This window comes from Acidovorax sp. KKS102 (genome assembly GCF_000302535.1).
Classification (GTDB): domain Bacteria; phylum Pseudomonadota; class Gammaproteobacteria; order Burkholderiales; family Burkholderiaceae_C; genus Acidovorax.
This window is the reverse complement of record NC_018708.1, coordinates 1,818,858-1,839,108: the sequence shown is the minus strand read 5'-3', so window position 1 is coordinate 1,839,108 and position 20,251 is coordinate 1,818,858. Positions and strand designations below refer to the sequence as shown.

General features: G+C 63.4%; 18 protein-coding genes. 3 read left to right on the top strand and 15 right to left on the bottom strand.

Features of this window, described 5'->3' with window-relative positions:
• Positions 1-34: 34 nt before the first annotated feature.
• The 15 genes from der to surE form a co-directional block, all read right to left on the bottom strand.
• Positions 35-1,378, bottom strand: a complete 1,344-nt coding sequence (gene der, locus C380_RS08335) for a ribosome biogenesis GTPase Der (protein ID WP_015013418.1) — start codon at positions 1,376-1,378, stop codon at positions 35-37.
• Between the two features lie 13 nt (positions 1,379-1,391).
• Positions 1,392-2,555: an outer membrane protein assembly factor BamB gene (bamB, locus tag C380_RS08330; RefSeq protein WP_015013417.1), complete on the bottom strand. Its 1,164-nt coding sequence runs from the start codon at positions 2,553-2,555 to the stop codon at positions 1,392-1,394.
• 2 nt (positions 2,556-2,557) lie between these two features.
• Entirely contained in the window at positions 2,558-3,250 is a 693-nt protein-coding gene (locus tag C380_RS08325) for a tetratricopeptide repeat protein (RefSeq protein ID WP_043565275.1), read from the bottom strand.
• A gap of 14 nt (positions 3,251-3,264) precedes the next feature.
• Entirely contained in the window at positions 3,265-4,527 is a 1,263-nt protein-coding gene (hisS, locus tag C380_RS08320; RefSeq protein WP_043566255.1) for a histidine--tRNA ligase, read from the bottom strand.
• A gap of 154 nt (positions 4,528-4,681) precedes the next feature.
• Complete coding sequence (gene ispG / locus C380_RS08315) at positions 4,682-5,962, bottom strand: flavodoxin-dependent (E)-4-hydroxy-3-methylbut-2-enyl-diphosphate synthase (protein ID WP_015013414.1); 1,281 nt, start codon at positions 5,960-5,962, stop codon at positions 4,682-4,684.
• Positions 5,962-6,867, bottom strand: a complete 906-nt coding sequence (locus tag C380_RS08310) for a helix-turn-helix domain-containing protein (protein ID WP_015013413.1) — start codon at positions 6,865-6,867, stop codon at positions 5,962-5,964. The genes ispG and C380_RS08310 overlap by 1 nt, the downstream gene beginning before the upstream one ends.
• 16 nt (positions 6,868-6,883) lie before the next feature.
• Positions 6,884-7,717 carry a type IV pilus biogenesis/stability protein PilW gene (pilW, locus tag C380_RS08305; protein ID WP_015013412.1) on the bottom strand — a complete coding sequence of 278 codons (834 nt, stop codon included), beginning with the start codon at positions 7,715-7,717 and terminating at the stop codon, positions 6,884-6,886.
• Positions 7,718-7,751: 34 nt separating this feature from the next.
• Positions 7,752-8,864, bottom strand: a complete 1,113-nt coding sequence (gene rlmN, locus C380_RS08300) for a 23S rRNA (adenine(2503)-C(2))-methyltransferase RlmN (RefSeq protein ID WP_015013411.1) — start codon at positions 8,862-8,864, stop codon at positions 7,752-7,754.
• Positions 8,865-8,954: 90 nt separating this feature from the next.
• The gene (gene ndk / locus C380_RS08295; protein ID WP_015013410.1) at positions 8,955-9,380 is read right to left on the bottom strand and encodes a nucleoside-diphosphate kinase; all 426 of its coding nucleotides are present in this window, start codon (positions 9,378-9,380) and stop codon (positions 8,955-8,957) included.
• Between the two features lie 83 nt (positions 9,381-9,463).
• Complete coding sequence (locus C380_RS08290) at positions 9,464-11,026, bottom strand: pseudouridine synthase (protein ID WP_015013409.1); 1,563 nt, start codon at positions 11,024-11,026, stop codon at positions 9,464-9,466.
• Complete coding sequence (gene scpB / locus C380_RS08285) at positions 11,026-11,766, bottom strand: SMC-Scp complex subunit ScpB (protein ID WP_015013408.1); 741 nt, start codon at positions 11,764-11,766, stop codon at positions 11,026-11,028. The genes C380_RS08290 and scpB overlap by 1 nt, the downstream gene beginning before the upstream one ends.
• A gap of 147 nt (positions 11,767-11,913) precedes the next feature.
• A complete protein-coding gene (locus C380_RS08280; RefSeq protein ID WP_015013407.1) occupies positions 11,914-12,954 on the bottom strand; it encodes an RluA family pseudouridine synthase in 1,041 nt (346 codons plus the stop codon).
• Positions 12,955-12,959: 5 nt separating this feature from the next.
• On the bottom strand, positions 12,960-13,886 hold the full coding sequence (locus C380_RS08275) for a peptidoglycan DD-metalloendopeptidase family protein (protein ID WP_015013406.1): 927 nt from the start codon (positions 13,884-13,886) through the stop codon (positions 12,960-12,962).
• Between the two features lie 12 nt (positions 13,887-13,898).
• Positions 13,899-14,681, bottom strand: a complete 783-nt coding sequence (locus C380_RS08270) for a protein-L-isoaspartate(D-aspartate) O-methyltransferase (protein ID WP_015013405.1) — start codon at positions 14,679-14,681, stop codon at positions 13,899-13,901.
• On the bottom strand, positions 14,681-15,469 hold the full coding sequence (gene surE, locus C380_RS08265) for a 5'/3'-nucleotidase SurE (RefSeq protein ID WP_015013404.1): 789 nt from the start codon (positions 15,467-15,469) through the stop codon (positions 14,681-14,683). The genes C380_RS08270 and surE overlap by 1 nt, the downstream gene beginning before the upstream one ends.
• Before the next feature lie 183 nt (positions 15,470-15,652).
• Here surE and C380_RS08260 point away from each other — a divergent pair, with 183 nt between their 5' ends.
• The 3 genes from C380_RS08260 (at position 15,653) to C380_RS08250 (ending at position 20,047) form a co-directional block, all read left to right on the top strand.
• Positions 15,653-16,627, top strand: a complete 975-nt coding sequence (locus C380_RS08260; RefSeq protein ID WP_015013403.1) for an NADPH:quinone oxidoreductase family protein — start codon at positions 15,653-15,655, stop codon at positions 16,625-16,627.
• A gap of 159 nt (positions 16,628-16,786) precedes the next feature.
• Positions 16,787-18,322 carry a diguanylate cyclase gene (locus tag C380_RS08255; RefSeq protein WP_015013402.1) on the top strand — a complete coding sequence of 512 codons (1,536 nt, stop codon included), beginning with the start codon at positions 16,787-16,789 and terminating at the stop codon, positions 18,320-18,322.
• A 141-nt stretch (positions 18,323-18,463) separates the two neighbouring features.
• Entirely contained in the window at positions 18,464-20,047 is a 1,584-nt protein-coding gene (locus C380_RS08250) for an alkaline phosphatase (protein WP_015013401.1), read from the top strand.
• Positions 20,048-20,251: the final 204 nt, after the last annotated feature.

Genomic DNA, 20,251 nt, shown 5'->3' with positions numbered 1-20,251 from the left:
CATGCATGGCCCCTCGACTAAGGAGCCTTTGCAATCAGGCCTCGTCTTTGTCCACAAATGGGTTGTGAGAGGTTTTCATCTCAATGCGCAGAGGAGTCCCTACAAGATCGAACGCCTTGCGGAAGCGCCCTTCCAGGAATCGCTTGTAGGCATCCGTTACGTGCTCGAGGGAGTTGCCATGGATCACGATCACAGGCGGGTTCATGCCCCCCTGGTGCGCATATCGCATTTTGGGCCGGAACATCCCGGCCCGCTTGGGGCTCTGGAACTGAACGGCCTCCAGCAGCAGGCGGGTGAGCACCGGCGTGGACATTTTGCAAGTGGCAGCCCGGTGGGCCTGGGCAATCGACGTCCAAAGAGGGCCCAACCCCTGACGCTTCTTCGCGGAAATGAAGTGCAGCGAAGCAAACTTCAGAAACGCGAGTCGCGTCTCAATGGAACGTTCCAGGAGCTGCCGCTGGTAGTCATCCACGGCATCCCATTTATTCACCGCGAGAACCACGGCACGACCGCTCTCCAGGATGTAACCCGCGATATGGGCGTCCTGGTCTGTCACACCCTGGGTGGCGTCGAGCAGCAGCAGCACCACGTGGGCAGACTCGATGGCCTGGAGCGTTTTCACCACAGAGAATTTCTCGATGGCCTCAAACACCTTACCCTTGCGGCGCAATCCTGCGGTATCCACCAGTTCAAAGCGCTGACCGTTGCGCTCAAAGGGCACAGTGATGGCATCGCGGGTCGTACCTGGCATGTCAAATGCCACCAGTCGCTCTTCACCAAGCCATGTGTTGATGAGGGTGGACTTGCCCACATTGGGACGTCCCGCCACGGCGAGCTTGATCACGCCCTTGTCCAACGTTGCATCCGAATCGTCTGGCTCGGGCAGATTGAGCAGCTCCAGTGCAATGTCCACCAAACTGCGTATGCCTTGCCCGTGGGCCGCGGACACGGGATACACCTCGCCCAGCCCCAGCTCGTAAAACTCCGCCAGTTGGACGCCCTGGAGCATGCCCTCCGCTTTGTTCGCGACAAGTACGCAGGGCTTGCCCAAGCGACGCAAGTAATTGGCAATATCATGATCTTGCGCCGAGACACCCGCACGGGCATCCACCACAAAAATCACCACGTCCGCCTCGGCGACCGCCTGCTGGGTTTGCTTGGCCATCTCGCGGTAGATGCCGCTGGAGGCATCGGGCTCAAAGCCCCCCGTATCGATGACGATGTACTCGTGTTTTCCTTGCTTGCCGTTCCCGTAGTGTCGGTCACGCGTAAGTCCCGCAAAGTCGGCGACGATGGCGTCTCGCGACTTGGTCAGACGATTGAAAAGCGTGGACTTACCGACATTCGGACGCCCCACGAGGGCGATTACTGGCTTCATTGAATAAGACCGATCAATCTGGACGGAATCCGTATATACCGCCGTTGCGGGTAACCACCACCAGCGTATCTGCAGCCACCACCGGGGCAGCCGCGATGGCTGAACCATCTGTTGCCAGTCGGTTCAGGGGGGAGCCATCGGTGCGAGACAGCAGATGCACCAAGCCGGCATCGTCACCGACGACAACCGAGCGCCCCAAAAGCAGCGGTGCCGTGAGTTTGCGGTACTTGAGTCGGTCGATACTCCACAGGCGCGAGCCATCCGCACGGCGCCAAGCGACAAGCGTCCCATTGCTTTCCGAACCAAAAATGGTGTCCGCATCGCCATGAATGCCTTCGGACCCGCTGGCGGGCTGCGTCCAGAGCGTCGCCCCCCGGGCCGTGTTCACACAGCCGACAGCGGCTTGGAAAGACCGAGCGCACACGGTTTCACCCACACGGCTGGTGCGCCCCACCAATTCCACCAAGCGCTCGACATCGTTCGTGCCACGCGGGCTGGCGATGGGCGCTTCCCACCTCACACTGCCGTTGTCAGGATTGAATCCGACCAAGCGGCCCGACAAGCCCACCACCAGGGTGTCACCCACCGCAAGCAATACGCCAGCTTGACGCAGTATCAACGGTTCTCCTGGGCGCTGCTGCGCCCAGAGACGACGGCCCGTGGCAAGATCGAAGGCAGACACTGATCGATCTGCCGACAGCACAAACACCCGACCGCCTGCGACCAAGGGGGGAGTGAAGACCTGTGCGGCAAGCGTCTCACGCCAACGCTCACGGCCACCATCCATCACGATGAGTGCGTTGTTGCGCGATACCACCGCCGCAAATTTGCCGTCGCTGCCCACAGCTGCCGACAAGGGCTCGGCCAGCGCCACCCGCCAGATGTCTCCCCCCGTGCGCGCGTCCAAGGCCGCCACAGCGCCATCAGCGGACGCCACCGTCACGACATTTCCAGCAACATGGGGCTCAAGAGGCAAGCCCGCCACGCTACCGACGCGCGCCGTCCACGCCTGCCTCACCCCCAGGACAGCCACATTGGCGCCAAGGTCCGCAGGCACCGGCTTTGCCTTGTCGGCGCTCCACAAAGAGCAACCAGTCAACGTGGTGGCCACCAATGCCGCCAACAGCCCCCGCACAAAAAACAGGTGCCCAGACCTTGTGTTGATAGGCGATGTCATGGTTATTTGGACTCTGCAGGGGTTGCGGTTGCCGCAGCGGCCACAGTCACACCTTGCAGCGTGACCCCCAGCGCGTTGAGTTTGATTTCCACGAGGCGGCGGTACTCCACACTGTCTTCGAACCCTTTGTAGGCCTTGGTGTATTCGGCAATCGCTTCCGGGCGCTTTTCCTGGAGTGCCAGCACATCACCTTTGCGATCTGCCACAACGGACGAGAACTCGGGTGGAAAGCTGCCAGACAGTTGCTTGAGCGCTGCGTCGTAATTCTTCTGATCCATCAGCACACCTGCCAGCCGCAGTTTGGCCAACGCCTTGAGGCCTTCGTCTGAAGATTGTTCTGCGACCCAGGCGAGCGCTTCTTTGGCACCATCGGCGTTGCCAGCCCCCTGCATGGCCTTGGCAAGCGTCAGACCCGCTTGTCCAGCCTGCACAGTCCCTGCATATTTGGCCTTCAAATCAGCAAAAGCCTGCTCCATGCGGGCATTGTCTGCAGACCGTGCTGCCACATCCACCGCATCAAACAAAGCGGCGGCCTGCGTGGCCTGACGGGTTTGCCAGTACTGGTAACCGTTCCATGCTGCCGCTCCGCCCGCAACGACGATGACCACAGAGCTGATCAAAGTGCCCCAGGTATTCCAAAAATGTTTGAGCTGGTCTAACTGCTCTTGTTCTTCAAGGTCGAGATGATTTGCCATGGAATGTGATTGGTTTAGCGGGTGGATTGTAGGGTGGCCGCCCATTGGGCAACTGATTCCAGCGGGCGCTCTGTCTGCTCGCCTGCGCCATCTCGCAAGGCTTTGACGGTCACCATGCCACGAGACAGCTCATCATCACCAAACACCAGGGCGTACGCGGCGCCACTGGCATCAGCCTTCTTGAACTGCGACTTCATACTGCCCATGCCATCCAATGAAGGCGCCGCATGCATTTGGACGCGAATACCGTGTCGACGCAATTGCTCGGCGGTGGTCACCGCCCGGGGCAACACGGCCGTCGAGGGAACAATGGCATAAACATCAGGCGCCAAAGAGGGGGGTGCACTTTGCTGCTCCTTGAGCAACTCCAGAACGCGCTCCACCCCTAGCGCCCAACCCACTGCGGGTGCGGCCTTGCCGCCGATCTGTTCGATCAAATAGTCGTAGCGACCTCCACCGCAGATCGTGCCCTGCGAGCCCAACTGATCAGTCACAAACTCAAACACGGTGAGGTTGTAATAGTCCATGCCGCGGACCAGGCGGGGGTTCACCGTCCAGGCCACGCCATTGGCGTCGAGAATGGCCTTAACCGCATTGAAGTGGGCCAAAGACTCTTCGCCCAGGAAGTCAATCAACCGGGGGGCGGCCTCCACCACTGACTGCATTGCTGGATTCTTGGTATCCAGGATGCGCAGCGGATTGCTGTGCAGCCGTCGGCGTGCTTCTTCGTCCAGAAGATCGATGTGCTTTTCCAGATACGCAATCAATGCTGCCCGGTGAGCCTTGCGCTCGTCCGGCTGCCCCAAGCTGTTGAGTTCGAGGCGCACATTCTGCAGGCCCAGATCGCGCCACAGTGCACTGGCCAGCAGAATCAGTTCTGCGTCAACCTCGGCGCCGGGAAAACCCAGTGCCTCGGCGCCGATCTGGTGAAACTGGCGGTAGCGTCCTCGTTGGGGGCGCTCATGACGAAACATGGGGCCCATGTAATACAGCCGCTTGCCACCGTCGTACAGCATGGAGTGCTCCGCGACGGCGCGCACCACACCGGCCGTCGCTTCGGGGCGAAGGGTGAGTTGCTCTCCGTTGAGGCGATCCTCAAACGAGTACATCTCCTTCTCCACAATATCGGTGACCTCGCCCAGTCCCCGCACGAACAGCGGCGTAGGCTCGACAATCGGAGTCCGAATATTGCGGTAGGCATAGCGCGCCATCAGATCGCGCACCTTGGCCTCCAACCATTCCCAACGGGCGGACTCTGGCGGCAGGATGTCGTTCATGCCCTTCACCGCCACCAGCTTCTCCGGCTTGGGCGAGAGGGTGTTTTTTTCGTTGCTCACAGCGCTTCTTTTCTATGTCTTGCAGAAATTGACAAAAACTACTTTGGCCCTGCCCCTGAATACATTCCAGGACAGGCCATGGCAGCGCCATCATTCAAACAGCAGCGACTCCAGCGCCAAAACGCTTTTCGATGTACTGCTCGACGATACGATGAAACTCATTGGCAATGTCGTCGCCGCGCAGGGTCATTGCCTTTTCCCCGTCGATAAAGACCGGGGCGGCTGGCGCCTCTCCCGTGCCTGGAAGGCTGATACCGATGTCCGCGTGCTTGCTTTCACCCGGGCCGTTGACGATGCAACCCATGACCGCCACCCGTAAAGTCTCCACGCCCGGATATCGCACACGCCACACGGGCATTTGTGCCCGCAGGAAATCATCAATCTGCTTGGCCAAGTCCTGAAAAGTGGTGCTGGTGGTACGGCCACATCCAGGACAAGCGGTGACGCTGGGCACAAAAACCCGCATACCCAAGGCCTGCAAGATTTCGGATGCCACGACCACTTCCTGGGTACGCGCCTCGCCAGGCTGGGGTGTCAACGACACACGAATCGTGTCGCCAATGCCCTCTTGCAGCAGCACGGACAAAGCGGCCGCCGAAGCGACCGTTCCCTTGGTACCCATACCCGCTTCGGTCAGGCCCAGGTGCAAAGCGTAGTCGCAACGGCGCGCCAACTCGCGGTACACCGAAATCAGATCCTGCACTCCGCTGACTTTGCACGACAAGATAATCTGGTTGCCGTCCATCCCCATGGACTCCGCACGACGCGCAGATTCAATGGCCGATGTGATGAGGGCCTCGTACATGACCTGACGAGCCTCCCAGGGGGTACTGCGACGGCTGTTCGTATCCATCAGCTCGGCCAACAGTTCCTGGTCGAGACTGCCCCAGTTGACACCAATGCGCACGGCCTTGTTCCAGCGCATGGCCGCTTCAATCATCTGGCCAAACTGCTTGTCGCGTTTGTCACCCTTGCCCACATTGCCAGGATTGACCCGATACTTTGACAAGGCCTGGGCACAGTCGGGAAACTCGGTGAGCAAGCGGTGGCCGTTGTAGTGGAAATCACCAACCAACGGAACACTTTCACCCATACGGTCCAGCTGTTCGCGGATGTAGGGCACCGCCGCAGCCGCCTCGGGGGTATTGACCGTGATGCGGACAAACTCCGAGCCCGCCTGGGCGAGTTCTTTGACCTGAATCGCCGTTCCGATGGCATCGACGGTATCGGTGTTGGTCATTGACTGCACGCGCACGGGGGCGTCCCCGCCCACCGTTACCACACGTGAACCCCAGACAACCTTGGCCTGACGCGAGCGCCGTGGCAAGGGCAAAGCAATTGCTACGGGCCCAAAATCAAGTGGGGAGTCTTGCACTACTTCACCTCAAAACGCGCTACGTTTTCGCGGGCAACAGCCGTCAGATCAAACGGCTTTCCACGCACAGTCACTTCGGTGGCATCTGCGCGTCCCACGATCACCGCCAAAGGCGTGGGCCCTGACACCGACACCGTCTCTCCAGCCGCCAAGTTGCGTTGCAGCGCCAGCACTCCGTTGGCATCGCGGACCTGCACCCACGACGCGCTGCGCGCACGCAATACCAGCGGCCCGGCGGAGGCACCTGCCGCGCCATCAGCGGCGGTTGCGTTGCTCGTCGCCACGCCACTGGCCACAGAAGCAGGCAATGGCAATGAAACAGCAGAAGATCCGGAGAACGCGGCAGGAGAAGCTGAGGCCGCCAAGGGAGCGACAGACAATGCAGAGGAGGATACCTCGACGGAATGATCCATTATCGAGGGTACATCTGCTACCGCAGACTCCGAAGCGCTGGCTGACAAATCTTCAGACACCGCATCACCAGAAACAACTGACGCAGAGTGCCGAGGGGCAAAGAACAAGACCAGAGCAGCCAGCAACAGCAGAGGGATAATCCAAATCACAACAGATCTCGAACCTGACCTTGCGCCTATGAAGGGCACAGCAGGCAATTTACCAGCATCTCCTTTTCCTTTTAAGGGCGCATTGATGCCGGCGCTGTCTAGTGACAAATGTGGGCTTTGACTTTGAGGTAACAAAGCCAAAATAGGTGCAGGATCGACCCTGAGAGTACGACACACACTAGAGGCGAGCGCACGCACAAACACTCTATCAGGCAAAAACGTATAGTCGTTTGCTTCCAAAGCCTCAAGCTTACTCACAGGCACCTTCAGCACAACTGCAAGGGCGGCGATGTGCATGCCGGCTGCCTGCCGAGCTTCCTTGAGCAAACCGCCCGCCGTCATTCCACTCTCTACCACCTCACTCATTGAAAGCCCCGCGTTCGTATGCACTCAACTCCCGGGAATCCGGGAAACGCTTGCGCAACTGGGCCGCCAATTGCCTCATTGCCACGGCGTCGCCCAAAGCCCGCTCCACCTTGATGCCCAACCACAAGGATTCGGAGTTCGCAAAATCACTGTTGTTGAGCCGTCGGATATAAAACTGCGCGCGCGAAAGCTCATTGCGACGCAACAAAAGCGCAGCCAGGTGGTACCCGACCACCGGGTTCGCCGCATCGAATTCATAGGCCTTCAGAAAAGACTGTTCCGCTTCAGGGAACTGTCCTGCTCCCGACTGGCACAGTCCACGCGCCATCCAGGTTTTGCCACGCGCTGCATAAGCGGGGTTGGCTATGGCGCGCGCAAAATATGGGTCAGCCTCCGCATACTTTTGCTGCTGACACATCAGCCAGCCATAGTTGTGCAGAACGTTGGCGTCGTTTGCGCGCAGCGATAAGGCGCGGCGAAAACTGTCTTCCGCCTGCGAATAGTCATTCAACCGCATGTAAATCAGACCACGCAGGTTGAAGGCATCCGCGTAGGAAGGGTCGGCGGACAGAGACTGCTTGACCTCATCCAGAGCCACCACCGTCTGCCCCAGTTCGAAATAGTTGGAAGCCAACTCCAGCCGAATGCGCGCGCGGCGCCGCGACTCTGGCTCATCGGACGGTGTTACCAAGCCGGCGTCGGCGTCGCTGACTGCAGGCGAGGTGTTGGTTGCACACCCCTGAAGCGCCCAGATGCAAACCACCGCACTGCATGCCGTGAGTGTCAAGCGGCCAATCTGCCGCCAGCGTCCAACCATTCCCGCCATGTAGAGCCTCCTTGAAGTTTGCCAACTAGCCTGATCAAGTCACCGGTTTGAGCACGATTGTGCGCTGCTTTGCCATGCGCTCTGCGGCACGGGTGCGATCTTTGACGTCCCCCGCCAATTGGCCGCATGCCGCGTCGATGTCATCCCCTCGCGTCTTGCGCACGGTGGTGATGATGCCCGCGTCACTCAGCATCTTTGCAAAGGCTTGCACCTGATTGTGCGGAGACCGCAACAGCCCTGATGCAGGAAACGGATTAAAAGGAATCAGATTGAACTTGCAGCGAATGCCAGTGCGCTTGACCAACTCGATCAGTTGGCGCGCGTGCTCCACCTGGTCGTTGACGCCATCGAGCATGCAGTATTCGAAGGTGATGAAATCACGGGGCGCATGCTGCAAGTAGCGATTGCAGGCATCCAGCAACTCGCTGATCGGATACTTGCGATTGAGCGGCACCAGGTTGTCCCGCAAAGGGTCGTTGGGCGCATGCAGTGAAACAGCCAGCGCCACAGGGCAGTCTTGCGAAAGACGGTCCATCATGGGCACCACGCCTGACGTGGACACCGTCACACGGCGGCGCGACAGCCCGTAGCCGTGGTCATCCAGCATGACCTTGAGCGCAGGGACCAGTGCCGAATAGTTCTGTAGCGGCTCTCCCATCCCCATCATGACCACGTTGGAGATCACACGCTCGTCGGTCTGCAGGCGCTTGCGCAGCGAATGCTCTGCAAACCACAGCTGGGCAACGATCTCGCCCGTCGTCAGATTGCGACTGAAACCCTGATGACCCGTCGAGCAGAAACGGCAACCGACGGCGCAGCCAGCCTGGGATGACACACAGAGCGTCCCGCGATCATCCTCGGGGATGAACACGGCTTCCACCGCGTTGCCATCACCGACATCAAACAGCCACTTGACCGTGCCATCGGAAGACACGTGCTCAGAGATAACAGGAAGCGCCTCGACCCGCGCACAGCCTTTGAGCTTGTCGCGCAAGGCCTTGGCCAGGTCACTCATGGCGTCAAAATCACTGGCCCCGCGCTGGTGAATCCAGCGGAACAGCTGGGTGGCGCGAAAGCGCTTTTCCCCCAGCCGCTCACAAAACGCGGCCAAGCCGTCCAGATCGAATTCCAGCAGATTCGTACTCATGGTGCCGAACCCACCGTAGACCAGGCACAGCTACCCCCATGGCACGGAATTCCCACCGAGGCGGGTGCGTACATGGGGAGCGTCGACATCTCAGCGCGAGTAGATGTTCAGGCCGGGGAAGAAGAATGCCACTTCGGCTTGTGCGGTTTCAGCGGCGTCGGAGCCGTGCACTGCGTTGGCATCGATGCTGTCTGCGAAGTCTGCGCGAATGGTGCCGGCTTCAGCCTTCTTGGGGTCCGTTGCGCCCATGAGTTCACGGTTCTTCAGGATGGCGTTCTCGCCTTCCAGGGCCTGGATCATCACGGGGCCGGAGATCATGAAGTCCACCAGGTCCTTGAAGAAAGGACGCTCTTTGTGCACTGCGTAGAACTGTTCGGCTTCCAGGCGCGACAGGTGGGCCATGCGGGCCGCCACGATCTTGAGGCCGGCGGCTTCAAAACGGGCGTAGATCTGGCCGATGACGTTCTTGGCGACTGCGTCAGGCTTGATGATGGAGAGGGTGCGTTCGATTGCCATGTTGATTTCCTTTGTTGCTGTGATTCGTTTGTCCACCGGACAAAGCCCTCGATTCTAACCGGGGAGTGTGACGAGAGTGACGCTCAGCGCCCGCCTCCGCCACGCCGAGGGCCACCACCGCCCGGACGGCGTTTGTCCTGGCGGTGTCGTGAAAGGCTGTCCATACCGATGTAACCCACCGAGGTCTTCATCGGATCGGGCTGGGCTGCGCCTCCCCGCTGGCGATCTCCGCCTGCCGCATTGTTGCCACGGGCCGGACCTGGACCACCATCACGGCGCGGCTTCTGACCACGGGGGCCGCTAGGGGCTGCCGATTGGGGAATGTCGCGGCGCGAACCATCGCCCCGTGGGCCGCCACGACCACGGTTGCGCGACCTGCCATTGCGCGCACCACCAGCCGCACCTTCCGGACGCCCCTCCACCGACTCGGGTCGACCAGCGCCCGCGGCCTGCACCAAGGCGCGGATATCACTCTCGTCGAGCTCCAGCCAGGCTCCACGCTTGAGACCGCGCGGAAGCACCATGGCTCCATAGCGAATGCGGATCAGGCGGCTGACCGCATGACCCACCGATTCCAGCATGCGACGCACTTCACGGTTGCGGCCTTCGGAGATGGTGACCCGGTACCAGCAGTTGGACCCTTCGCCACCGCCGTCTTCGATGGAACCGAAAGATGCCATGCCGTCATCCAGGCGCACACCGTCCAGCAGCTTTTGCTTCTCCTCATTGCTCAAAGCACCCAGCACCCGAACGGCGTACTCACGCTCCAGCCCGAAGCGGGGGTGCATCAGCTTGTTGGCCAACTCGCCCGAGCTGGTAAACAGCAAAAGGCCCTCGGTGTTCAGATCCAGACGCCCGACCGACTGCCACTTGCCCTGCATCAGCCGAGGCAGCTTACGGAACACGGTAGGTCGGTTTTGAGGATCGTCATGGGTCACGACTTCGCCCACCGGCTTGTGATACGCAATCACACGCGCTGGGGGTGGGTCAATGCGATAACGGATCGGCTTGCCGTTGACCTTGACCTGATCACCAAACTGGATGCGCTGACCAATGTGAGCGGGCTCGTTATTGACCGAAATCCGCCCTTCCAGAATCAGCTGTTCCATTTCAAGGCGCGAACCCAGACCCGCCTGGGCCAACACCTTGTGCAATTTGGGGGTTTCAACCTGCGGCAGCAGCACGCGCTTTGGCGGTACTGCATCTGCAGACGCGTCCTCTTCGTCGAAACGACCGGACACCACGTCTTCAAACTGGTAGCCCTCCACTTCGGGCGCGGCCTTGCGTTTGTCGCGCCCCGCACCTTCAGAGCGAGGGGGCCGCTCGCGGCGCGCTCCCCGAGGACCGCGCTCCCGTTGCTCCGAACTGCCGTCACCCACGACCGCTCCCACATCCGCAGCGGGCGACTCCGGAGCGACTGCCGGCGCCTCAACCGCTGCAGCCTCAGGCGCGGGGGCTGCGACCACAGGGTCTGGTGCACCCACCTGCGCAGCAGTCGCGGCCTCAGGCGCCGCCACCTCAGCAGGGGCAGCCACCGCCTTTTTGCGGGGAGCCCGCTTGGCAGCCGGCTTTTTGGCAGCAGGTACCGTATCAGCGGCATTCAACCCAGGCACTTCGGCCGGATTTTCGGAGGTCGAGTCGTTCATCAAGTATTTCCCTGGATACCACCCGGGGTATCAACATGGTCGTCGCGGAGATCAGTCTCCACATTCTGAAAAAAATCATCCACAGGCCATTTACCACCCGTATCAGTCCCAGACTCCACCGGCTCTTGCCCACAGACTTCGTGCGGCATAACCTCCAGCAGATCAGGCTCACCCTCAATGACTCCCTGGGCGGCGGCTGCCATGGCTTCCAGCACATTCGCATTGCCTGTCGGGTCATCGAGCACCGGAAGTTGGTCCAGAGACTGCAGGCCCATATCGTCTAGAAACTGGCGGGTCGTGGCGAACAACGCCGGGCGCCCCACCGTTTCGCGGTGGCCAATGACCTCCACCCAACCCCGATCTTCCAATTGTTTGATGATCAGGCTGTTGACCGTCACACCCCGAATGTCCTCGATATCCCCGCGCGTGACCGGTTGCCGGTAGGCAATGATGGCCAGGGTTTCCATGGTGGCCCGGGTGTAGCGGGGCGGTTTTTCGGGATGCAGACGGTCCAGGTATTCACGCATTTCAGGACGGCTCTGGAAGCGCCATCCCGTCGCCACCTGTACCAGCTCCACCCCACGCTGCGCCCAATCAAGCTGCAGTTCCTGCAACAGCACCTTGAGGGTGTCGGACCCCAGCGCGTCATTGAACAGCACCCGCAACTCGCGCACAGGCACGGGCTGCTGCGCGCAGATCAACGCAGTTTCGAGGACCCTTTTGGCATCCACCGTGTTCATGGTTCAGCGATTCCTGGAAAAGTGCCACGCGTTGCAACGGGTGTCACATCAACAGCAGGGGCAATCATTGGTGCACCGCGCAATGGCGCTGGTGCGTTGGTAGAGCCCGGCGGGATTCCGGCTGCGGGCTGGGGCCGTCACGGCCATTCACGGCGCATTGTAGCCGAGACCCCATTCTGACAGCGCCTGGCGCATATCGTCGGGTACGGGGGCACGGAACTCCAGAGGCTCCCCCGTCACCGGATGCGCGAAAGCCAAACGGTAGGCGTGCAAGGCCTGGCGTTGCAAGGCTCCGACGGGCGCACCGCCATACAAGGCATCGCCCACCAAGGGATGACGCAAAGACGCCATGTGCACACGGATCTGGTGCGTGCGTCCGGTGTGCAAGGTGCATTGCACCCAGCACCCTCGCTCACCGCCTTCAAGACACAGGAAATCCGTCCGAGCGGTTTTGCCCGGGTGCACCGCCAAGTCCACCACCGCCATGCGCAGACGATTGCGAGGGTCTCGCCCGATGGGTGCGTCTACCGAGCGGGTTGGGGCTCCCGTCCAGGCTCCATGTGCCATGGCCACGTACTGGCGTTTGACCTTGCGCTCGGCAATCAACGCCACCAGGGCGTCCATGCACGCGCGGTCCCGGGCCACCACCATGAGGCCACTGGTGTCCTTGTCCAGACGGTGCACGATGCCCGCACGAGGGACCCGCAAGGCTTTTTCGTCACGGGCCAGCAGCCCGTTGAGCAGGGTACCGCTCCAGTTGCCGGGCGCAGGATGCACGACCAAACCTGCGGGCTTGTTCACCACCAGCAGGTGCTCGTCTTCGTACACCACATCAATCGCCATGGGCTCGGGCCGGAAGGCCTGGCTCTGGAGCGTGGGCCGCATTTCCAGCAGCACCTGGTCGCCGGCCTTGACCCGTGCGGCGGCTTTGAGAGCAGGCCTGCCATTCAGGCTGACCAGCCCCTGGGCCAGCAGTTGCTGCAGATAGCTGCGGGAGAACTCGGGAACCAGTTCCACCAGCGCGCGGTCCAGCCGCTCAGCGTGCTGGCCGGGGCCCATCTGCAAGGCACGCAGCTCACTGTCCGCGTCGGTCAGGGCTTCCGACTCATCGGCCAGCAGGAGGGAGTCGCCCTCCTGCCCAGTCGTCTCGGGAGCGTCCGGACGACCGCCCGGCGACTGATCCGCCATCGGGCTCAACGGGAGGGCAGATAGCGCGTGGGATCGACCGGCTTGCCCTGCCGACGGATTTCAAAGTGCAGCTTGACGCGGTCGGCGTCGGTGTTGCCCATCTCAGCGATTTTTTGCCCCTTGCGCACCGCCTGGTCTTCCTTGACCAGCAGTGTTTGGTTGTGCGCGTAGGCGGTCAGGAAGGTGTTGTTGTGCTTCAGGATGATCAGATTGCCGTAGCCGCGCAGGCCTGCACCTGCATACACCACACGGCCATCCGCCGCCGCCAGCACCGGGTCACCCGCCTTGCCGGCAATGTCAAAGCCCTTGTTGCGCGCTTCGTCAAAGCCGGCAATCAGCGAACCCGACGCAGGCCAGATGAATGCCAGCTCGTCCTCACCCGCAGGCGCTGCTGCAGGTGCTGGTGTAGCGGGTGCGACCGCCACCACCGTGCCCGATGCAGCGGGGGCTGCGGGCTTGGCGCCGCTGGCAGCTGATGCAGGCGCCGCAGCCGGCGTGCTGGCAGGAGCGACGGAAGAAGACGTGACCGGGCGTGTCACCACGCCATTTTCAGAAGCCGCCACAGCCGCCGGGGCTGCAGAAGGTGGCAGTACACGCAGCACCTGACCGACTTCGATCAGGTTGGCATTCTCCAGATTGTTCCAGCGGGCGATGTCTTTCCAGCTTTGCCCGGACTCCAGGCCAATGCGAATCAGGGTATCCCCAGGCTTGACCGTGTAGTAGCCAGGCTTGCCAGCGTTTTCTGCGCCTGGCAGCGGCTTGATGGGGGTGACCACCACGCCGGGTTGGGTTGCGGGGGCGGGCGCGGAAGTTGACGAAGAGGTGCCCCGATCTTCCACAGGAGCCTTGTTCATGCGGGTGCCACAGCCGGAGAGCACCAGACCCGCCATTGCCACGGTAAAACCCACCACAAGACCACGCGATACGAACATAAGCAATTCCCTTTACTCAATCCCCGATTTTAGGGGGACAAAATGCACGGGCTCGAGCACGTTTTGTTTCAATCCGTGCGGGGTTCTGTCGATCACCAGCAACATCTGCTGCCCACCCGACAGCGCCATGGGCGCTACCAGACGGCCCCCCACGGCCAGCTGGTCGCACCACGCCATGGGCACGGCATCGCCGCCGGCCGCCGCGATGATGGCCGCGTACGGAGCACCTTTGGCATAGCCAAGCATGCCGTCGCCAAACAGCAGGTGCACGTTGGCCAGGCGGAACGGCCGCAGGTTGTCGCGCGCCTTGTCGTGCAGGCCGCGCAGGCGCTCCAGCGTGTACACCTCGCGGGCCAGCAGGCTCAGCACGGCCGCCTGGTAGCCGCAGCCCGTGCCAATCTCCAGCACACGGCCCAGCCCGCCATGGCGTGCACTCTCGGCCCCCAGCAGCAGCTCGCACATGCGCGCCACCACGCTGGGCTTGGAGATGGTCTGGCCCAAGCCTATCGGCAGGCTGGTGTCCTCATAGGCCTGGTTGACCAGTGCACTGTCCACAAACCGGTGACGCTCTACAGCGCCCATGGCCTGCAGCACGGGGGGCAACGTGATGCCGCCCGCCGCCAGTTTTTGCACCATGCGGGCACGGACAGCCGACGAGTCCAGCCCTACCCCGGCGGGCGCCGGGGCGACGGCCGGTTTGCGCAGGGCCACGGACGGGGGCGCCACCACCGGCTTGCCCGCAGCGGCGTTGCCCGGCACCGGCAGCTTGGCCGGGAACCCCGGGCGGCGCTGCATCACGCCCCAGGGGCGGCAGCCGCCCCTGTCGCCAACCGGGCAGCGGTCTGCGCCCAGTAGCCGAGGTTGTCGTGATCGGTCAGGTCCACCTTGAGGGGCGTGATGGACACATGGCCCTGCGCCGTGGCATGAAAGTCCGTGCCTTCGGCATCGTCCTTGGCGGCACCGGCACCGCCGATCCAGTACATGGCTTCGCCCCGGGGGCTTTCCTGCACGATGACCCGTTCCGCCGCATGGCGGCGCCCCAGCCGGCACAACTTGGCCGGGCGCAAGGCCTCCAGCGGCATGTTGGGGATGTTCACGTTGAGCAGCCAGGGTGTTTCGTTGACCAGTTGCTGCGCACGCATCTGCGCCACCAGCTCACGCGCCTTGGCCGCTGCGGCCTCCAGCTCGGCCCAGCCCTTGTCCACCTGCGAGAACGCAATGGCCGGAATGCCGAAGAGATATCCCTCCATGGCCGCCCCCACCGTGCCGGAATAGATGGTGTCGTCGCCCATGTTGGCGCCGTTGTTGATGCCCGACACCACCAGATCGGGCCGGTAGCCCAGCAGGCCGGTCAGCGCAATGTGCACGCAATCTGCCGGGGTGCCATTCACGTAGCGAAAGCCGTTGGCTGCCTTGTGCACGTACAGCGGGGAATGCAGCGTCAGCGCGTTGGATTTGGCACTGTTGTTGTGCTCTGGCGCAACGACCTCCACCTCGACCCCGTCGAGGGTCTTGAGCGCATCATGCAGCGCCACGATGCCGGGGGCCTGGAAGCCGTCGTCATTGGATATCAGGATCTTCATGGTCTGGGTAGCGGTTGCAACGGATTGTAGGTGGCCGGACTGCTGCATCGCCGACGGACGCACGTTGACCACATTGCGCCGACGGCACCCCGGGCCCCGTCGCTCGTGGGACATCCTGCACACCGGCGCGCCACCTATCATGCGGGCCATCATTGACAAGACCGACCGACAGGAGACTTCCCCATGCATGCCTGGCTTTGCACCAACCCCACCGGCGTCGAAGCGCTCACCTGGACGGAGCTGCCAACACCCACCCCCAAGGCGGGCGAGGTGCTCATCGAAATCAAGGCCGCCAGCCTGAACTTCCCCGACCTGCTCATCGTGCAGAACAAGTACCAGATGAAGCCGCCGCTGCCTTTTGTGCCCGGCTCGGAATACGCGGGCGTGGTGGCCGCTGTTGGCGAAGGCGTCACGCACCTCAAGGTTGGCCAGAACGTGGCCTGCCTGTCGGGCACGGGCGGCTTTGGCACCCACACCGTCGCCCCCGCCGCCCTGTGCATGCCGCTGCCAGACGGTTTTTCGCATGTCGATGCGGCCGCATTCATCATGATCTACGCCACGTCGCACCACGCACTGGTGGACCGCGCGCAACTCAAGGCGGGCGAGACCGTGCTGGTGCTGGGCGCTGCCGGCGGCGTGGGCACGGCGGCCATCCAGATCGCCAAGGCCATGGGCGCACGCGTGATCGCTGCGGCCTCCAGCGACGAAAAATGCGCGCTGTGCACTTCCATCGGAGCCGACGCCACGATCAACTACAGCAAGGACAACCTGCGCGAGGCCATCAAGACCCTCACGGACGGCAAGGGCCCCGATGTGATCTATGACCCGGTGGGCGGCGACTTTGCCGAGCCCGCCTTCCGATCCATCGCCTGGCGCGGTCGCTACCTGGTGGTCGGTTTTGCGTCCGGCCCCATCCCGGCCCTGCCGTTCAACCTGGCGCTGCTCAAGGGGGCCTCCATCGTGGGCGTGTTCTGGGGCGAGTTTTCCAAGCGCGAACCCAAGGCCAACGCCGCCATGATGGGCGAGCTGGCCCAGTGGTACGCCCAGGGCAAGATCAAGCCCGTGATCGACCGCACCATGCCCATGGCTGAACTGCCCGCCGCCTACGCGCACATGGGCTCACGCGGCGTGATGGGCAAGCTGGTCATGGTGAACTGACGGCTGGCTGCCCCCCTCGGAACGTACGGCAGGCCACGTCGCAAGGCCGCCGCCACGGTCCCGGCTGGCATACCCGTGTGGCGGGGTATGCCAGCCCCTTCCAGGCCTTGCCTGTGTCACACTTGCGCATTCCAGCCCCTCTGACACTGGTGCCCCTCCATGGCCGACCGACCACCTTCCGAGATCGCGCGCGAGACGCTCAAACAACTGGCCGCTCGCCGACTGGCCCCCACGCCAGACAACTACCTCGCGATCTACGATGAAATAGCGGGCATCCGCAGCCCGCAGCCGTTCCCCGAGGGACCGCTGAGCAGCATCCAGCGGGTGCTGCCCGGCCAGACCCCCGCGCAAAAACGCCTGCTGGGCCAGTTCGAACGCGCCATCATCACCAAGGACTGGACGTCGCTGCAAAGCGTGATGGTGGGTTACGCCAACCTGGGTCTGCACCCGGCCACGGCGTCCAAACCCATCGAGGTGGCTGATGCGCCCACCGCACTGGGCGAACTGCCCACCGAGTTTGCCGAGGCCCTGGCCCGCCTCATCGACAACACCCTGCCCGCGCTGGGCGACGACGACCCCCGCGTCATCGACATGGCGCAGCAGCTCATCACCTTTCTGCGCGAGCCCGCCCCACTGGTGACCACCGCTCAGCTCATGCTGGGCAACTTCAGCTACCGCCTGTCGTTCGCCACCGAAGAACAAGCCTCCATCCGCGCGAGCCTGCTGGAGCTGCTGCACATGATCTTCGAGAACATCGCCGTGCTCAGTGTGGACGACCGCTGGCTGCAGGGCCAGGCCGAGGCGCTGATGAGTGCCTCGACCCCGCCGCTGACGCTGCGGCGGCTGGACGATATGCAGCGCCGGCTCAAGGACGTGATCTTCAAGCAGACCGAAGCCAAGGCCCGGTCGCTGGAGGCGCAAGAGCAGATGAAGGAAATGCTGGCCACCTTCATCGAGCGGCTGGCGCGCATCACCGCATCCAGCACCAGCTACCAGGGCACCATGGAGCGTTGCGCCGACCTGATCGGCAAGGCCAGCACCCTGCAGGAGATCGCCCCGGTGCTGCAGGAAGTGATGAGCGCCACCCGCGCCATGGCGCTGGACAGCCGCGTGACGCACGACGAACTGCAAGACCTGCGCGAGCGCACCGAGGCCAAGCGCGCCGAGGTCGCCAAACTGCAGGAAGAACTGGACCGCGCCAGCGCCCAGGCGCGCCACGACCCGCTGACCGGCAGCCTCAACCGCAAGGGCCTGGACGAGGCGGTGGAACGCGAGATCGCCCGCGCCCGCCGCCTGGGCTCGTCGCTGTGCCTGGCGCTGCTGGACGTGGACAACTTCAAGACCATCAACGACCGGCTGGGCCATGCCGGGGGCGACGCTGCCCTGGTGCACCTGGCGCAGGTCACGCGCGAAGTCATGCGGCCGCAGGACCTGTTGGCCCGCTATGGCGGCGAAGAGTTCGTGATCGTTCTGCCAGACACCACGGTCGAAGCCGGTGTGGCGGCCATGACCCGCTTGCAACGCGAGCTGACCACGCGCTTTTTCTTGCAAGGCACGGAGAAGGTGCTCATCACCTTCAGCGCGGGCGTGGCCCAGTTGAGTGACAGCGAGAGCGCCACCGACGCCATCGTGCGGGCCGACCAGGCGATGTATCTCGCCAAGCGCTCGGGCAAGAACCGGGTGATGGCGGCTTGACTACCTCCCCCCTGTGTCGCCTTCGGCGCCCTCCCCCAGAGGGGGACGCCGCCAGCGCGGCCGGGCGGCCCTTGCGCGGCGGCCACTGGTCTGGGTTGCGTCTGTTTCTGAGCACGGCGCCCGACGCAAAGGGCAGCTGAATTGACATCCGAGCAAAGACGGCAGTTCCTGCGCAACGCAGCGCTGACTGCCTCCGTCGCCGCCCTCCCCCGCTGGGCCTGGAGCACCCCGCCCGCGCTGCAAACCAACCCCTTTGCCCTGGGCATCGCCAGCGGCGACCCGGCGCCTGAAGGCGTGGTGCTGTGGACGCGGCTCGCACTGACCGATCCGGCGCAGATGTTGACCACACACACCGTGCGGTGGGAGGTGGCACACGACGCAGGCTTTGCCCAGATCGTGCAAAAGGGCGAGTCCCCCGCGCTGCCCGCGCTCGGCCACAGCGTACATGTGGAGTTGCAAGGCCTGCAACCCGCGCGCTGGTACCACTACCGCTTCATGCTGGGCGACGCGGTGAGCGCCACAGGCCGCACGCGCACCGCGCCTGCGGCGGGCGACCTGCCCGGGGCGCTGCGGGTGGCGTTCGCCTCGTGCCAGCGCTGGGAGCATGGGCACTACGCGGCCTGGCGCCATCTGGCGGCCGACCAGCCAGACCTGGTGCTGTTCCTGGGCGACTACATCTACGAATACGCCACACCCAAAAACACCACTGATCTGGCGCGCACCCACAGCCTGCGCCATGCCACCACGCTGGCCGACTACCGCGACCGCTACGCCCTGCACAAAAGCGACCCCGCCCTGCAGCTGGCCCATGCCACCTGCCCCTGGGCCGTGACCTGGGACGATCATGAGGTGCAAAACGACTACGCCGCCGATGCAGGCCGCGGCGAGGCTGCGGGCAGCGCCGCCTTTCTGGCCCAGCGCAGCGCGGCGTGGCAGGCGTTCTACGAAAACATGCCGCTGCGCGCGGCCAGCCTTCAGCGCCCCGCGTCCACCACGGGCTGGGACGCTCTGCAAATCTACCGCCGCCTGCGCTGGGGCCGGCTGGCACACATCCACCTGCTCGACAGCCGCCAGTACCGCAGCTGGCAAGCCTGCCGCCCCCCTGAGGCCAGCAGCGCACCCGCTGTGCGCCCCGCCGACTGCGCCGAGCTGGCCCAGCCGCAGCGCAGCCTGTTGGGCAGCTTGCAAGAGCGCTGGCTGGACGCAGGCCTGGCCGCCGATACGGCGAGCGCACAGGCCACGCGCTGGAGCGTGATTGCACAGCAGACCCTGTTCTCACCACGCCACTACCCCTCTGGCACGGTGCCCACCGACGCGTGGGACGGTTACCCCGCCGCACGCCAGCGCCTGCTGCAATCGGTGGCCCGGCACACGCCGCGCAATACGGTGCTGCTGGGCGGCGACATCCACCAGAACTACGTCTGCCGCGTGCATGCCAACGCCGCGCGCGCCGACTCGGCCGTGTTGGCCAGCGAGTTCTGCGGCACTTCCATCAGTTCGCGATCGGGCACCACGCAGGCCAAGGTGGACGCCATCGTCCGCCACAACCCGCATGTGCTGCTGGCACGCTGCGAGCAGCGTGGCTATGGCCTGGCCGACATCACCCCCGCGCGCTGGACCACCACGCTACGCGTGGTGGACGACCCGTTGCGCGCGGACAGCGGCGCATCCACGCTCGCACGGTTTGTGGTGGAAGACGGCCGCGCGGGGCCCCAGGCGGCCTGAGAGGGCGTGGCGCAAGCCTCCAGGCCCGGGGGCCCCTTGTCACTACGCCGCACCAGGGCTCAGAGAGGGCCGGAGAACAGCCGCTGGCGGTCGGTAACAACTATCTTTTTGATAGCTGCTCAGGCATATTGCACTAGCGCTACCGCCACAAAACACCTTCAATCGCTGCGCAAACCCCTCCAGCAGCCCCTGGCACGCCCTCGC

What these genes read in the sequence shown, in the direction of transcription:
- der (WP_015013418.1), bottom strand. Translation starts at nt 1,378, where the DNA reads ATGAAGCCAGTAATCGCCCTCGTGGGGCGTCCGAATGTCGGTAAGTCC.
- bamB (WP_015013417.1), bottom strand. Translation starts at nt 2,555, where the DNA reads ATGACATCGCCTATCAACACAAGGTCTGGGCACCTGTTTTTTGTGCGG.
- C380_RS08325 (WP_043565275.1), bottom strand. Translation starts at nt 3,250, where the DNA reads ATGGCAAATCATCTCGACCTTGAAGAACAAGAGCAGTTAGACCAGCTC.
- hisS (WP_043566255.1), bottom strand. Translation starts at nt 4,527, where the DNA reads ATGAACGACATCCTGCCGCCAGAGTCCGCCCGTTGGGAATGGTTGGAG.
- C380_RS08310 (WP_015013413.1), bottom strand. Translation starts at nt 6,867, where the DNA reads ATGACGGCGGGCGGTTTGCTCAAGGAAGCTCGGCAGGCAGCCGGCATG.
- pilW (WP_015013412.1), bottom strand. Translation starts at nt 7,717, where the DNA reads ATGGCGGGAATGGTTGGACGCTGGCGGCAGATTGGCCGCTTGACACTC.
- rlmN (WP_015013411.1), bottom strand. Translation starts at nt 8,864, where the DNA reads ATGAGTACGAATCTGCTGGAATTCGATCTGGACGGCTTGGCCGCGTTT.
- ndk (WP_015013410.1), bottom strand. Translation starts at nt 9,380, where the DNA reads ATGGCAATCGAACGCACCCTCTCCATCATCAAGCCTGACGCAGTCGCC.
- C380_RS08290 (WP_015013409.1), bottom strand. Translation starts at nt 11,026, where the DNA reads ATGAACGACTCGACCTCCGAAAATCCGGCCGAAGTGCCTGGGTTGAAT.
- scpB (WP_015013408.1), bottom strand. Translation starts at nt 11,766, where the DNA reads ATGAACACGGTGGATGCCAAAAGGGTCCTCGAAACTGCGTTGATCTGC.
- C380_RS08280 (WP_015013407.1), bottom strand. Translation starts at nt 12,954, where the DNA reads ATGGCGGATCAGTCGCCGGGCGGTCGTCCGGACGCTCCCGAGACGACT.
- C380_RS08275 (WP_015013406.1), bottom strand. Translation starts at nt 13,886, where the DNA reads ATGTTCGTATCGCGTGGTCTTGTGGTGGGTTTTACCGTGGCAATGGCG.
- C380_RS08270 (WP_015013405.1), bottom strand. Translation starts at nt 14,681, where the DNA reads ATGCAGCGCCGCCCGGGGTTCCCGGCCAAGCTGCCGGTGCCGGGCAAC.
- surE (WP_015013404.1), bottom strand. Translation starts at nt 15,469, where the DNA reads ATGAAGATCCTGATATCCAATGACGACGGCTTCCAGGCCCCCGGCATC.
- C380_RS08260 (WP_015013403.1), top strand. Translation starts at nt 15,653, where the DNA reads ATGCATGCCTGGCTTTGCACCAACCCCACCGGCGTCGAAGCGCTCACC.
- C380_RS08255 (WP_015013402.1), top strand. Translation starts at nt 16,787, where the DNA reads ATGGCCGACCGACCACCTTCCGAGATCGCGCGCGAGACGCTCAAACAA.